Raw genomic sequence first — 14,687 nt, forward strand, 5'->3', positions numbered from 1 at the left:
TTGGGTCAATGTCATTCCAAAACCCAATTTTAATCGAATTTAAATAGCATCTAGAAACTCTAGAAAACGTATTTAGCACCAACGTAAAAATTTCTTCCTGGGGCGTTGATTCCGGAGGAAAAAGTGCGGTATTGGATATCCAGTATATTCTCCACACCACTAAAAATTGTAGTATTCTTGATGATTGAAAGTGCTGTCTTCAGATTGTACGTTTGCCATGAAGGTGCGCCGTTTGCTGGTGCGTATTGCAAATTATCTTCTCCGCTTGGTGAATAATCTTTCAGGTCTTTCTTTCCATTGTACAACAGATAACCTTCCACCATTACTTTTTTAGACTGATAGGTCAGCGACACTTTTCCGTATAGCGGAGCAATATGATCTAGCGGTGCTCTACCGTCTGCGTTGCGAATACTGCCTTGAGTAAAATTAAAAGTTCCTTCAAAGAGTACGCTTTTAAAAATTTCAGCTTTGATAACCGACATAAAACCAGTGATATGACCTTTCCCTTGATTTTGATTGGCATACACCACACTGGTTTGCCCTTCATATTCAATGGTGTTTTGCCCGTTAAAACCGAAAGTATCCAACCGAATCGGATCATACAATTTAGTGATGTAAAAAACATTCTCAAATTGAAATCGGCGTTGGTTCCAAATGGTGATTCCTAAATCAGCCGTAACCGACTTCTCTGGCTTAATCTGTTCATTGGGAACGATAAGAATGCCCGGCGTCGATTCAAAAATTTTAGACAAATCATCAATATTAGGCACGCGATAGGCGGAAGCCAAATTGAAAGACAACTTAATGTTCTTGGTCGCATTATTGACTAATCCGAAGGCACCGCTGTAAGTAGTATTGCGCTGCTCGATGGCAGTAAAAGGCAAATTCAAAAAATTGGTATCCATCTCGCTTTTTAAAATCGAATAGCCCGCTCTGGCACTTAAACTATAGGAAAGTTCAGGGTTAAAACTAGCGGCATAAGAAACAAAACCTTCTGCTCTAAGCGAACTGTTCTGACCATCGGGATATCGGGTATCTAAATCAGAGGTAGCGCCGGTGATGATGTTTTCCTGAAAAGCCGACGAATTCAAATCGTCTCGATAAACGTCGACACCGTAAGTCAATATTCCTCGGTTGATTTTCGAATTAAAATCGGCACTGAAACCCAACACAGAGACTTTTTCTGTTCGGGAATTGCGATTCTGACTACCGAAATTCCGGTTGATCCTACTTTCTTCAATGTTCTGATAACTCAAGTGAATATTCATTTTCGTCTGCCTGAACAACTGATCTTTCGCCATTTTATAAACTGCTAAGAAACGCTTTTGCGGCCCGTAGTTCCATTCTGCAGAGCGCAAATCTCCATTGGCTGAAACATCGGTCAAGCGGTCATATCGAGGAATATCCGAAGTCGTGGAATATTGTAAATTTAAACCATGCGATAACGAGCTGCTTGCCTGAAAAAGCACTTTTTGCATAAAATCGTATTGTTTGTAACCCGAGAATTTTTGCAAGTACTTGTCGTTGTTGGCCACTTGCTGGTCCAGACCATTGTTCGTTACTACATAAAATAGACGCTCGCCAAAATAAGCATTCGATCCGTTGCGCTGTCTTCCCATTTTCAAATCGCCCCAATCATTCATCGAGGCCGAAGACAATCCTGCCCATTTCTTCCCGGCAACATTCACATCCACATGCACCGATTTGCTTTCATTGACTGAACTGTAATTAGAAATGGCGCTTCCGGAAATTTTCTTATGGTCGGTTTGAGAAAGCAATCGGGCGGCTTTGGTCTGAAAATATACCGCGCCACCCAAAGCATCGCTGCCATACAAAGTAGAAGAAGGCCCGAACAAAACATCCACTTTTTCTAGCATATTTCTATCGACCGTGATACTGTTTTGCAAATGCCCCGAACGATAAATCAGGTTGTTCATCCGAACGCCATCCACGACGAGTAAAACCCTACTGGCTTCAAAGCCTCGAATCACAGGGCTGCCACCACCTTGCTGAGATTTCTGAACGGTTAATTTTCCTGAATTGGCCAACACATCAGCAATAGTCGGCACATTCTGAAATTCAATCGAAGTCTTTGAAATGCTCTCGATTTGCTGGGCAAGCTTTCGTTTGGGTTGTTCATGGCGCAGCGGATTCAATATAATTTCATCGAGTTTGATGCTTTGAATCGAATCGGTCTTCACTTGGGCATAACCTGAAATCGAAATGCAAATCAGTATTTTAAAAAAACCTTTTCTCAAGTTTTGCTGGCCTAAAAGTTTAAAATCAGTTGAATATTTCGACCAACATTTCTTTGAGTAAGTCGTGGTTTGGCAACGCATTGGCACCGACGCCTTTGCTTTTCACGTCAATATCGCGGAGTTTGGCCACAATCGCGCTCACTTTGCGCATCGGGTAATTTTTGAGCGCCACGTCATAATCTTTAAGAAAATAAGGACTGACTTTTAAAACGGTCGCCACATTCTTAGGATTTCTATCTTTTTCCTTGATACCATGGTATTGCAAAAGGTTCACAAAAAATGCAAACACCATACTGGTAGTGACCACCATCGGATTGTCTTTCGGGTTATCGGCAAAATACTGCGCAATCTGATAAGCCTTGAGTTGGTTCTTATCGCCAATGGCCTTGCGCAATTCAAACACATTATAATCTTTACTAAAACCAATATTGTCCTCGATATGCTTAGCCGTTATTGTGCTGCCTTTCGGAATAATAATCTGCAGTTTCTCCAGTTCGTTATTAATCTTGCTTAAATCGGTTCCGAGAAATTCTACGAGCATCGCCGCCGCTTTGGGTTCAATCGCGTAATTCTTTCCCTGCAAAACCCGTTTGATCCACTCGCCTATTTGGTTTTCGTAGAGCTTTTTGCTTTCGTACACCAAACCGTTTTTTTCGAGTTGCTTGGTTACTTTCTTGCGTTTGTCGAGCGTTCTGTATTTATAGCAAATCACCAAAACAGTAGTCGGCATCGGGTTTTCGGCGTAACTTTCAATTTTGTCAATGGTTCTTGATAAATCTTGGGCTTCTTTCACAATCACGACTTGACGCTCGGCCATCATCGGGTAACGTTTGCAGGTCGAGATAATATCTTCCACCGAAACATCACGACCATAAAGCACCGTTTGGTTGAAGCCTTTTTCTTCTTCCGAAAGCACATTCTGCTCAATAAAATCAGACAGTTTATCAATATAATAAGGCTCTTCACCCATTAGGAAATACATGGGCCGAATTTGGCCCGCTTTGATATCGTTGACAATCTTGAGTACTTCGTCCATAGATGATTTCTGATTTCAGATTTCTGACTTTTGATTATTGATTAGGAGCAGTTTCCCGCTATTCGTTGCAAGTCCTCGCAAGCTGCGGGCTTTTCACTGCTATCGGGGCTAGGGCTGCTGAAAGCTTATACAGTATCTTACAGCGAAGCGGTTATTTTCTCACAAAAGCACCCTTGGCTCTTTACCGCAAAACCATTACTTTAGCGCCATGCAAAAGCTCAATTTTCCGGCCTACAACTTCCGTTTCAAAAATAGTGAAAATAAAGTCGCTATCTTCGACGAGATTCGCAAAAAATTTGTGGTGCTCACACCCGAAGAATGGGTGCGCCAACACGTAATACAGTACCTTTTGCTCGAAAAAAACTACCCAAAATCGTATATCAACGTCGAGAAAATCCTTAAAATCAATGGCCTATCCAAACGCTATGATGTTGTGGTTTTCAATGCTGACGGCTCAATTCGATTGTTGGTAGAATGCAAAGCGCCCGAAGTGAAAATCACCCAAAATACCTTCGACCAAATTGCGCGCTACAACCTCACGCTCCAAGCCGACTACTTAATGGTGACCAATGGCCAGAATCACTACTTTTGCCAAATGGATTTTGAGCAAGAGAAATATAAGTTCTTAAAGGAATTACCCACCAGAATAAACGTTATATGAAAATCGCAGTGGTCATTTTGAACTGGAACGGCCGGGATTTGCTCGATAAATTCTTGCCTTCGGTTGTGCAATATTCGCCCCAAGCCGATATTTATGTAGCCGACAACGCTTCCAGTGATGATTCTGTGGCTTTTGTGAGAAACTATTTTCCCTCGGTTAAAATCATCCAAAACGCTGCGAATTCAGGCTATGCAGGCGGCTATAACGAAGCCTTAAAATTTGTAGATGCCGAGATTTATGCGCTGGTCAATTCTGATATTGAAGTGACTGAAAACTGGCTCCAACCAATTCTGGAAAAATTCAAAAACGAACCACAAACGGCCATCATCCAACCCAAAATCCTTGATTATAAAAACAAACAGTACTTTGAATATGCAGGTGCTGCTGGTGGCTTTATAGATCAGTATGGTTACCCGTTTTGTCGCGGCCGAATTTTCGAAACCATCGAAAAAGACCAAGGCCAATACAACGACGAAAACGAAATTTTCTGGGCTTCAGGCGCGTGTTTTTTTATCCGGAAAAGCGTTTATGAAAATCTTGGAGGTTTTGACACCGATTTTTTCGCACATCAGGAAGAAATTGATTTGTGTTGGCGCGCTTTCAATGCCGGACATCAAATCAAATACACTTATCTGTCGGTGGTTTATCACGTTGGTGGCGCTACTCTACAACAAGGCAATCCCAAAAAGACTTACTTGAATTTCAGAAATTCGCTGTTGATGCTTTTAAAAAATCTGCCGAAACGCAACCTCTACCAAACGATATTCATTCGGTTGTGCCTCGACGGTTTGGCCGGAATTCAATTTTTGCTACAAGGAAAACCCAAACATACGCAGGCCATCATCAAAGCGCATTTTGCTTTTTATAGTTTGTTTTCAAAAACTTACAAAAAGAGAAGCAACCAACAACTCGCGCGTTATTTCTTGACAAAAAGCATCGTCTGGCGGTATTTTATTCAGAAGCGAACTATCTTTGGCGAGCAGTTTTAACATTAGTTTAGCCATTTTTCATTAACATAAATTGTTTTAAGTTCTATTTTTGAAAAATCAAATTGCACTACAATCAAACAATCATAATTACCAAATTCTAAATTTAAGATCATGAACAAGAGAATCATCGTTGCCTTATCAGTATTGGCGCTCGTTTCAACTTCATGCGGAAGCAAGAAGAAAATCGCAGCTTTGGAAAAGCAAAATAAGGAATGTCAGGATTTATTGAATTCAACCACCGTGAAACTCAACCTTTGCCTCAGCGAAAAAGAAGCAATGGCCAGCCAAATAGATTTTCTAAAGAAAAACAACTCGGAGCTCATCAATAACATGGGCAACATGACCACACTTACCGCACAAGGTGCCCAAAATATTGAGAAAGCCCTTGAAACCATCAAGGAAAAAGACTTGAAAATTTCTAGAATGCAAGACGCTCTCACCAAAAAAGACAGCGTAACTTTAGCATTGGTAACGAGCCTAAAAAGTTCTGTCGGGATTTCAGATCCAGATATCGAAGTCAATGTTGAGAAAGGTGTCGTTTTCATTTCGATTGCCGATAAAATGTTATTCAAAAGCGGCAGCTATATGGTAAGCGACCGTGCCAAAGAAATCTTGGGTAAAGTAGCCAAAGTCATCAACGACAAACCTACTTTCGAATGCATGGTCGAAGGCCACACCGATAATGTTCCGTTTACCGGAAACGCAATCCTAATCGACAACTGGGATTTGAGCGTGAAACGTGCCACAGCAATTGTTAGAGTGTTGACCAAAGAATTAAAAGTAAATCCAGCGCAACTCATCGCCGCCGGTAGAAGCGAATTCATTCCTTTAGTGGATAACAATACCGCAGAAAACCGCTCTAAAAACAGAAGAACCAGAATCGTCGTCATGCCGAAAATCGATGAGTTCTATGATATGATCGAAAAGGAAATGAAGAAACAGAAATAGCTGTCGGTTGTCAGTCGTCGGTTATATCTTCTTGGTAAGAAGTAACTTTTAAGAAATAACGCTTGGTGAAAACCGGGCGTTTTTTTTGTGGGTTGTGCGTTTGGTTGTCGGTCGTCAGTCGTCGGTTATATCTTCTTGGTAAGAAATAATTTTTAGAAACAGTACTTGGTGGAAAACGGGCGTTTTTTATGTTCAGGAGCCGGGAACCTGCTCTTCGCTATAGTCCTCGCTTTGCTGCGGGCTGCCACTGCAAATGCGTAGCATTCACCTAACACCTATAAAAAAAATAATTAACACCGTGAGGTAATCAGGGCTAGAGCCCAGTGTCCATTATAACTTTTGTTTCCAGCAAAAAAAGCACAACTCACCGCAAACCCGCGTGAGGGATGTTGGCATTGTCTGAGCTCTTTTTTGCATGTAACAGCGCGTGAATAGTCAAGATACTTTTGGAGTCAAGCCTTGAAAAGCCAATACGTCGTAGCAAAAAAAGCGAGTGCCTACAGCACGACCCTTGTGGTCACGCCCAAACAACCCAAAACCTACAACTGTCAACTAAAAAATATCCGGATCGCCTTTGCCTTCGCGCACCACGACAGGTTCGTAACCAGAAAGATCGATAATCGTAGAACCTACGTTATCGCCGTAACCGCCATCGATTACTAAATCGACTAGGTTTTGCCACTTCTCGAAAATGAGTTCGGGATCGGTGGAATATTCTAAAACCTCATCGTCGTCATGGATAGAAGTAGAAACAATCGGATTGCCCAGCATTTTCACGATTTCGAGCGCAATGTTGTTGTCGGGAACGCGGATTCCGACGGTCGTTTTTTTCTTGAACTCTTTGGGTAAATTGTTGTTTCCGGGCAAAATGAAAGTGTATGGCCCGGGCAAAGCGCGTTTGAGCAATTTGAAAGTCGAAGTGTCGATCTGCTTTACGTAATCAGACAAGTTGCTCAAATCGTGACAAACGAAAGAGAAATTGGCTTTCTCCAACTTGATGCCTTTGATTTTGGCAATGCGTTCCAAAGCTTTACTGTTAGTGATATCGCAGCCCAAACCATAAACTGTGTCGGTCGGATAAATCACCAAACCGCCGCTTTTGAGCACATCGACTACTTTTTTGATCGCGGCTTCGCTGGGCTTGTCTTCATATATTTTGATGAATTGACTCACTTTTTTAATGAATAATTAATAGTTAATAATTAATAATGTGAGCCCGATGATATCGAGTTTGGCGAACCGCAACAACAATTTTTTAATCCCGCCAACCTCAAATTTAATTTCGGCTTTTTTGTCGGCCCCGACACCTTCGAGGTTCATGACTTGGCCTTTGCCGAAGCGTTCGTGCATGACAACATTTCCTACGGTTAAATTCGAGTCGAACAGGTTAGAATTATTTGACGGCGCTTTGCCGGAAACCGGTTTTAATTTCCGAATGATCGCTGTAGGTTCTTCGCCGTATTTTTTTGGGGGCGTGCCACTTACAGGTTTGGTCAAACGCAACTTCGATTTGTCGATATCGCCAAAAATATCAGTATCAATCATCGGTTTGTAGCGATAATTGCTTTCTTCAATAGTAAGGTATTCCAGGTACTGCGGATCGATTTCCTCGATAAACCGCGACGGTTCGCAATCAGTGAGTTTGCCCCAACGGTAACGCGATTGCGCATAAGTTAAATAGGCTTGTTTTTCTGCTCGGGTTAAAGCCACATAAAACAAACGGCGTTCTTCTTCAAGCTCGCTTCGGGTGCTGATACTCATCGCGCTTGGGAACAAATCTTCTTCCATGCCCACGATAAAAACGTACGGAAACTCTAAGCCTTTGGCCAAGTGGATTGTCATTAAAGCTACCCGATCGTCGTCGCCGGTATCTTTGTCTAAATCGGTGGCCAAAGCTACATCTTCAAGAAACTCAGATAAAGCACCGCGTGCACCATCGACTTCTTTCTGGCCTTCGGTAAAATCCTTGATACCGTTGAGTAACTCTTCGATGTTTTCAATTCTTGCAATGCCTTCGGGCGTTCCGTCTTTCTTGAGTTCTTGCACCAAACCGGTTTTCTTGGTCACGTGATCGGCCAAATAAAAGGCATCTTGGCTTTCGTTAATCACTTGAAAACTTTGGATCATCGTCACGAAATCATGCAACTTGGCTTTGGTTCCGGAATTCAGCTTCAAATCAATCTTGTCGATGTGCTGCATGACTTCGAAAACCGAGCGCTTATAGTGATTGGCCGCTACCACAAGTTTTTCAATCGTCGTATCACCAATACCGCGCGCAGGGTAATTGATCACACGAATCAACGCCTCTTCGTCTTTCGGGTTGATGACTAGTCGCAAATAACAAAGTACATCCTTGATTTCTTTCCTCTGATAGAACGACAAGCCGCCGTAAATCCGATAAGGAATATCGCGTTTTCTGAGCGCATCTTCCATCGCCCGCGATTGCGCGTTAGTGCGGTATAAAATGGCGAACTGATTATTGCTCAGTTGTTGGCGCATCTTTTCTTCCCAAATAGTACTGGCTACATAACGACCTTCCTCGCTATCGGTAATGCTGCGGTGCACTTTGATGCGGTTGCCGTAATCATTAGCCGTCCAGACCACTTTATCGAGTTTGGTTTTGTTCTTTTCGATGATGGAATTCGCGGCCTCAACAATGTTCTTCGTAGAACGGTAATTCTGTTCCAACCGATAAGTCTGCACATTGTCGTAATCCTTCTGGAAATTCAAGATATTGTTGATATTCGCGCCACGGAAAGCATAAATACTTTGCGCATCATCGCCCACAACGCAAATGTTCTGAAAACGGTCAGACAACGCGCGCACGATCAGGTATTGGGAATGGTTGGTATCTTGGTACTCATCGACCAAAATGTAGCGAAAACGGTCTTGGTACTTCGCCAATACATCCGGAAAACGGTTTAGCAGTTCGTTGGTCTTGAGCAGCAAATCATCGAAATCCATCGCACCCGCTTTGAAACAACGGTCTACATAGTTCTGGTAAATTTCGCCTAATCGCGGCTTTTTGCTCATCGCATCGGCTTCTTGCAATTCCGGATTGTTGAAATAAGCTTTGACCGTAATCAAGCTGTTCTTGTAAGAAGAAATCCTACCCAAAACTTGCTTCGGCTTGTAAATGTCTTTATCTAACTGCATTTCTTTGATAATTGCAGAAATGAGCCGCACACTATCTTGGGTATCGTAAATAGTAAAGTTCGACGGATAGCCCAGTTTGTCTGCTTCGGCGCGAAGAATCCTGGCGAACACCGAGTGGAATGTTCCCATCCAAAGGTTTTTGGCTTCACTCGCGCCTACAATTTGGGCAATACGGCTTTTCATTTCACGGGCCGCCTTGTTGGTAAAAGTAAGCGCCAAAATACTGAAAGCATCAACACCTTGACTCATCAAATACGCAATCCTGATGGTAAGTACGCGCGTTTTGCCAGAACCGGCACCGGCAATAATAATCATCGGCCCGTCTTTTTGCAAAACTGGCAATTGCTGCGCTTGATTGAGCTGACTAATGTGTTGTTGCATTTTTTAAAGTGCCTGAGTTATGGAGTGCCTTAGTGCCTGAGCACGATTAAACAGTTCGCAAAAGTAAATATTTCACCCTTAAGAATAAAGCCAATTTTTATTCGGTTGGTGGCACCACAATCGCATCTTTCTCGAGTGACGAAATCACTTTTTCTTCCTCGTCAGTCAGTACGATGGCGTTGTTTTTTTGCCAGAATTTTTCAGTGTATTGTGTAGGTTTGTCATATAAGCGTTTCTGCTTGGAAACCAATTTTTTATCATAGCCTTGGTCTTTCTCGAAGTCGGTCACAATTAAGTCGCTTCTCCATTCTTCAAGGTAATTGTGTTTCTTATTCCATATCCTGACCTTACCGTAACGATTGCTGTAATACATCAGATAATTGTTGTTGACCAGTTTAAAAGCCACTTTGTATTTCATGTTAAGGATAGCTGCTTTGGCCACTAAAAAATTAATGGTCTTGGCATATTGCTCGTGCGTCGGCGCGGTGTAAGTTTCAATTTCATAAATCAACTTAGACTTCGGGTCAAAAGTGACCCAGCCTTTGAATAGCGGTTTTTCTATGCTGGTCTTGGGTTCGAAACTAATTACATACAACTCGCCACCGGATTTGTCTTTCTTGGATTTGAGCATGAACTCGTAGTCTTCATAGTGTTTTTCATCCAATAAGGTTTCTATGAAATAACCAAAATCGTAACTTCTGGAAATGGCCGTTTGAATATTGACCAATGCTCTTGAGTCTTCATCCTCTTCATTATTGCTCAAAAAGAAAGAACGATTTTGTTTGATGACCAAAGCAGACTTGGTTTTCTTGGTGGTTCCGCTGATATGGTAATCAAGCATTCCGTCAGAAAATTTGACGTGCTTCCCATTGGATTTAACAAATTCGCGATAATAAGTATGCAGCAGAATCGGCTTATTGAATCGGGCCTTAGATGTTTGAAACACTTCCATCAAGTATTCATGCAACGGCACTTTGGTGACCATGACTTCTTCGAGTTGTTCTTCGGCTGGTTCTAGTGCGATCAACTTAATGTTGTTTTGAAACTCACTGACCGGAATTGCCAAGGTTTTATAGCCTAAACAACTCACAATAATCTTAGCTGATTCAGGCGCGGTGAGCTGAAAATTCCCTTCTTCATTACTGATAGTGCCCAAACCTAAATTCTGAACACCAATAGAAGCCGCAATCACGGGTTCACTTGAAACGGCATCTTTAATCAAACCGCGAATAACTGTGTTTTGAGCAAAAGAAAGCGTGCTAATAAGTAACAATAAGGCAGAGAATTTTTTCATATAAAAAGGAGTTTAAGTCGTAAGCGAATATAATCCAAACCGCCCAGATTTTAAAACTTTAATAAATTTTCTAAACAAAATTTTAATTTCATTTTTCCGGGCTTAGTATTTTCTATTTTTGCGTCGATAAAAAACAAACTATGGAAACCAAACTCCTCGAAATCCTCAGCTATACTTTACCATCTCTCATTACCGGCGGTGTGGCCTATTACCTATTCACGGCTTATTTCAAAGACCAACAAAAAACCCGTCGTTGGCTTTTGCAAAAGGAAAATCAGAAAGACGCTTTGCCTTTAAGGCTTCAAGCCTACGAACGCATGGCTTTGTTTTTAGAGCGCATCAATCCGACCAAATTGCTAATCCGTATTGCTCCTATTTCGCAAGATAAAAACGATTACGAAAACTACGTCATTGCGCAAATAGAGCAGGAATTCGAGCACAACTTGACCCAACAAATTTACATGAGCGACGACTGCTGGACCATCATCGTGACCGCCAAAAACGCGACGATTCAAATGATTCGCAAAGCCGCTATGAGCGAACGTGTAGACAGCGCCGACAAATTGCGCGAGGTCATCCTCAGCGATTTAATGGAAAAACCCATCCCGAGCAATGCCGCAATGGGTTATTTGAAAAATGAGTTGAAAGCATTTCTATAAAAGCTAACACAAATTCCACTAATTATCACTAATTGCTTTATCGAAATTCGTGACCCGAGGCTTTAGCCGAACTGGCGAAGCAAATTCGTGTTTTATTTTTTTCAGGAGCCGGGAACCTGCTGTACGCTATATCTTTTTTGTTCGTTCCTCTCAAAAAAGGATGCCGCTGCCATCAGGGCTAGAAAGTGCCTGAGTAGCTGAGTGCCTTAGTGCCTGAGCTTGATTTGAATAGACTCGTCGATTCCAGAAACCAACAAATAGTTCGGTAATCATAACTTTTTGAAGTACTGATAAAAGCAAAGACCAGTCGCTGAGTGCCTGAGTTTGATTTGAATAGACTCGTCGATTCCTGAAACCAAGAAATAGTTCGGTAATCATAACTTTTGAAGTACTGATAAAAGCAAAGACCAGTCGCTGAGTGCCTTAGTGCCTGAGCTCGTTTTGATTCAACTTGGTCGTTTCCAGAAACCAACAAATAGTCGGGTAATTATCTGCTGAAGTTACTGGGAAAGGCGAAAAATGCTAGCGAGCGCAAGAGAAACTAAGGCACTCAGGCACTAAGCGACTCAGGCACTTCTCACCTCGAATAATTCGGTGCTTCTTTGGTAATGGTCACATTGTGCGGATGGCTTTCGGTAATTCCGCTTGAAGTGATTCTCACAAACCTTCCGGTTTCCTGCAACGTCGGGATATCTTTCGCTCCACAATAACCCATTCCGGCACGCAAACCACCAATGAATTGTTGCATGCTTTCGTTGAGTTCGCCTTTATATGGCACGCGGCCTACAATTCCTTCGGGAACGAGTTTCTTTACATCGTCTTCCACATCTTGGAAATAACGGTCTTTGGAACCTTCTTGCATCGCCTCTACAGATCCCATTCCGCGATAAGACTTGAACTTGCGGCCTTCGAAAATAATCGTCTCACCCGGAGATTCTTTGGTTCCGGCCAGCAGCGAACCAAGCATTACACAATCGGCTCCAGCAGCAATCGCTTTAGGAATATCGCCAGTATAACGAATACCGCCATCGGCAATGACCGGAACACCGCTTCCCTTAATCGCAGCTGCGACTTCAAGCACGGCAGAAAATTGTGGAAACCCAACTCCAGCCACAACACGTGTAGTACAAATAGAGCCTGGGCCAATGCCAACTTTTACACCGTCTGCTCCATTCTCTACTAAATATTTTGCGGCTTCAGCTGTAGCAATATTGCCTACAATTACATCAAGATTTGGAAATTGTTTCTTCACCGACTTAAGCACTGTAACCACGCCTTCGGTATGACCATGCGCCGTATCAATAATAATCGCATCAACACCAGCATTAACTAGGGCTTCTGCTCGTTGAACTGCATCTGCCGTAACGCCAACAGCCGCAGCTACGCGCAAACGCCCAAAAGTATCTTTATTGGCAATTGGTTTCTGGGTGAGTTTTGTAATGTCGCGGAAGGTAATCAACCCGACAAGTTTATTTTCTGAATTGACCACCGGAAGTTTTTCAATTTTGTTTCCTTGCAAAACCACTTCTGCTTGTTCTAGTGAAGTGCCTTCGGCAACGGTAATTAAATTTCCACTAGTCATTACTTCTACAATCGGACGCGTGTTGTTCTTCTCAAAACGCAAATCGCGATTGGTCACAATGCCTTTCAGAGTTTTGTTTTCATCAACAATGGGAATACCGCCAATGCCGAATTCTTTCATGGCGTTCTTGGCATCAGCAACACTCGCGGTCAATGGTAAAGTTACCGGATCGATAATCATTCCCGATTCGGCGCGTTTGACTTTACGAACTTTAGCGGCTTGTTGCTCGATAGTCATGTTTTTGTGCAGCACGCCAATACCGCCTTCTTGGGCCATCGCAATCGCCATCGAGCTTTCCGTTACCGTGTCCATCGCAGCTGAAACCACTGGCACATTGAGCGTAATATTTCTAGAAAATCTGGAACGAATGCTGACTTCGCGCGGTAAAACATTGGAGTAATTGGGAACCAGCAGTACATCGTCATAGGTTAAACCTTCCCCGACGATCTTGGAGTGGTGTGCGTTCATTGCAATTTGTGTGTTGTAGTTAAATTGCGAGCAAATGTAGTTAATTAATAATTAATAATGAATAATTAATAATTGGGCGGATTTACTTCATTGTTAATCACTCATTGTTAATTATTAATTATTAATTATTAATTGAACCTAGCCCGGATGGCAATGGAAAGCTGAGTGCAGGGAAGCCTTATTTTTTATTGCCCTGCAATCGCGACCAGCGGAAGCGCATTTCGGGGCGTTTAAAAAAAAGGTAGCACCAACCCACTTGGAATGAACAGCCGGAAAAAGCTTCTAATGGAACTCACCAAATAACTTCGAAGCCTCGTTATAACTGCTCTCGAAACTCATCGGACTGGTGCGTGTATTTTCCTTTTGCGCAGTAAAATAAGACAACAATTTCTCAGTCGGCATGTTGCCCGTAAGGTCGTCTTTGGCCATCGGACAGCCGCCAAAACCCTGAATCGCTCCATCGTAACGGCGACAACCGGCTTGGTAGGCCGCATCGATTTTCTCGAACCATTTATCTGGTGTGGTATGCAAATGCGCCCCGAACTCAATCTGTGGATATTGCGGAATCAAGTTGGAGAACAGATAAGTAATCACGTCAGGAGTCGAACTGCCGATAGTGTCTGAAAGCGACAAGATCTTCACGCCCATGTTCGAGAGTTTCTCGGTCCACTCGCCTACGATTTCTACATTCCATGGATCGCCATACGGATTGCCAAAACCCATCGAAAGGTAAGCGACCACTTCCTTATTGTTTTGTTCGGCGATGTTGAGAATTTCCTGCAAAGTAACCAATGATTCGGCGATGGTCTTGTGTGTATTGCGCATTTGGAAATTCTCTGAAATGGAAAACGGAAAGCCCAAATACTGAATTTCTTGGTGCTGCGAAGCCGAAATAGCGCCTTGGGTATTGGCAATAATAGCCAGCAATTTACTGCTGGTTTGTGACAAATCTAGCCCGGCCAACACCTCAGCAGTATCTTGCATTTGCGGAATGGCTTTCGGGGAAACGAAACTGCCAAAATCAATAGTGTCAAAACCCACACGCAACAGCGATTGGATGTAAGTAATTTTGCGCTCCGTTGGAATGAAAGGCTTGATTCCTTGCATGGCGTCGCGCGGGCATTCTATGATTTTAATCGGATTCATGAAGGCCAAATATACAAAGGAAAATCGTTTACCGATATCGTTTGAGTAAAAAAAAACATGCCATTATTTTGGAATAAGTAGAGATATTACTTAATTTGGGAATAATAAT

At 42.6% G+C, this 14,687-nt stretch carries 11 protein-coding genes; 4 read left to right on the forward strand and 7 right to left on the reverse strand.

Annotation, left to right across the window (positions count from 1 at the left end):
• Positions 1-59: 59 nt before the first annotated feature.
• Complete coding sequence (locus G4D82_RS12090) at positions 60-2,258, reverse strand: TonB-dependent receptor plug domain-containing protein (protein ID WP_166337548.1); 2,199 nt, start codon at positions 2,256-2,258, stop codon at positions 60-62.
• Between the two features lie 25 nt (positions 2,259-2,283).
• The gene (gene holA / locus G4D82_RS12095; RefSeq protein WP_166337549.1) at positions 2,284-3,294 is read right to left on the reverse strand and encodes a DNA polymerase III subunit delta; all 1,011 of its coding nucleotides are present in this window, start codon (positions 3,292-3,294) and stop codon (positions 2,284-2,286) included.
• A 208-nt stretch (positions 3,295-3,502) separates the two neighbouring features.
• On the opposite strand from holA, the gene G4D82_RS12100 reads away from it, so the two are divergent.
• From G4D82_RS12100 to G4D82_RS12110, 3 genes are all read left to right on the forward strand, one after another.
• Positions 3,503-3,955, forward strand: coding sequence for a type I restriction enzyme HsdR N-terminal domain-containing protein (locus G4D82_RS12100; protein WP_166337550.1), 453 nt, complete (start codon positions 3,503-3,505; stop codon positions 3,953-3,955).
• On the forward strand, positions 3,952-4,944 hold the full coding sequence (locus G4D82_RS12105; protein ID WP_166337551.1) for a glycosyltransferase family 2 protein: 993 nt from the start codon (positions 3,952-3,954) through the stop codon (positions 4,942-4,944). Before G4D82_RS12100 ends, G4D82_RS12105 begins: the two co-directional genes overlap by 4 nt.
• Positions 4,945-5,055: 111 nt before the next feature.
• Complete coding sequence (locus tag G4D82_RS12110; RefSeq protein ID WP_166337552.1) at positions 5,056-5,892, forward strand: OmpA/MotB family protein; 837 nt, start codon at positions 5,056-5,058, stop codon at positions 5,890-5,892.
• A 552-nt stretch (positions 5,893-6,444) separates the two neighbouring features.
• On the opposite strand, the gene G4D82_RS12115 is transcribed toward G4D82_RS12110, so the two are convergent.
• The 3 genes from G4D82_RS12115 to G4D82_RS12125 form a co-directional block, all read right to left on the reverse strand.
• The gene (locus G4D82_RS12115; RefSeq protein WP_166337553.1) at positions 6,445-7,065 is read right to left on the reverse strand and encodes an L-threonylcarbamoyladenylate synthase; all 621 of its coding nucleotides are present in this window, start codon (positions 7,063-7,065) and stop codon (positions 6,445-6,447) included.
• 15 nt (positions 7,066-7,080) lie between these two features.
• Entirely contained in the window at positions 7,081-9,429 is a 2,349-nt protein-coding gene (locus G4D82_RS12120; RefSeq protein ID WP_166337554.1) for an ATP-dependent helicase, read from the reverse strand.
• A gap of 97 nt (positions 9,430-9,526) precedes the next feature.
• Positions 9,527-10,723 (reverse strand): carboxypeptidase-like regulatory domain-containing protein, encoded by a 1,197-nt coding sequence (locus tag G4D82_RS12125; RefSeq protein ID WP_166337555.1) that lies wholly within the window; start codon positions 10,721-10,723, stop codon positions 9,527-9,529.
• Positions 10,724-10,863: 140 nt separating this feature from the next.
• On the opposite strand from G4D82_RS12125, the gene G4D82_RS12130 reads away from it, so the two are divergent.
• Entirely contained in the window at positions 10,864-11,382 is a 519-nt protein-coding gene (locus G4D82_RS12130; protein WP_166337556.1) for a DUF7935 family protein, read from the forward strand.
• 577 nt (positions 11,383-11,959) lie between these two features.
• Here the strand turns inward: G4D82_RS12130 and guaB are convergent.
• Both guaB and G4D82_RS12140 read right to left on the reverse strand, forming a co-directional pair.
• A complete protein-coding gene (guaB, locus tag G4D82_RS12135; protein ID WP_166337557.1) occupies positions 11,960-13,432 on the reverse strand; it encodes an IMP dehydrogenase in 1,473 nt (490 codons plus the stop codon).
• A 282-nt stretch (positions 13,433-13,714) separates the two neighbouring features.
• Positions 13,715-14,578 (reverse strand): hydroxymethylglutaryl-CoA lyase, encoded by an 864-nt coding sequence (locus G4D82_RS12140; protein ID WP_166337558.1) that lies wholly within the window; start codon positions 14,576-14,578, stop codon positions 13,715-13,717.
• Between the last annotated feature and the right edge of the window lie 109 nt (positions 14,579-14,687).

The sequence above is a fragment of the Flavobacterium lotistagni genome (assembly GCF_011392125.1).
GTDB classification, from domain to species: Bacteria; Bacteroidota; Bacteroidia; order Flavobacteriales; family Flavobacteriaceae; genus Flavobacterium; species Flavobacterium lotistagni.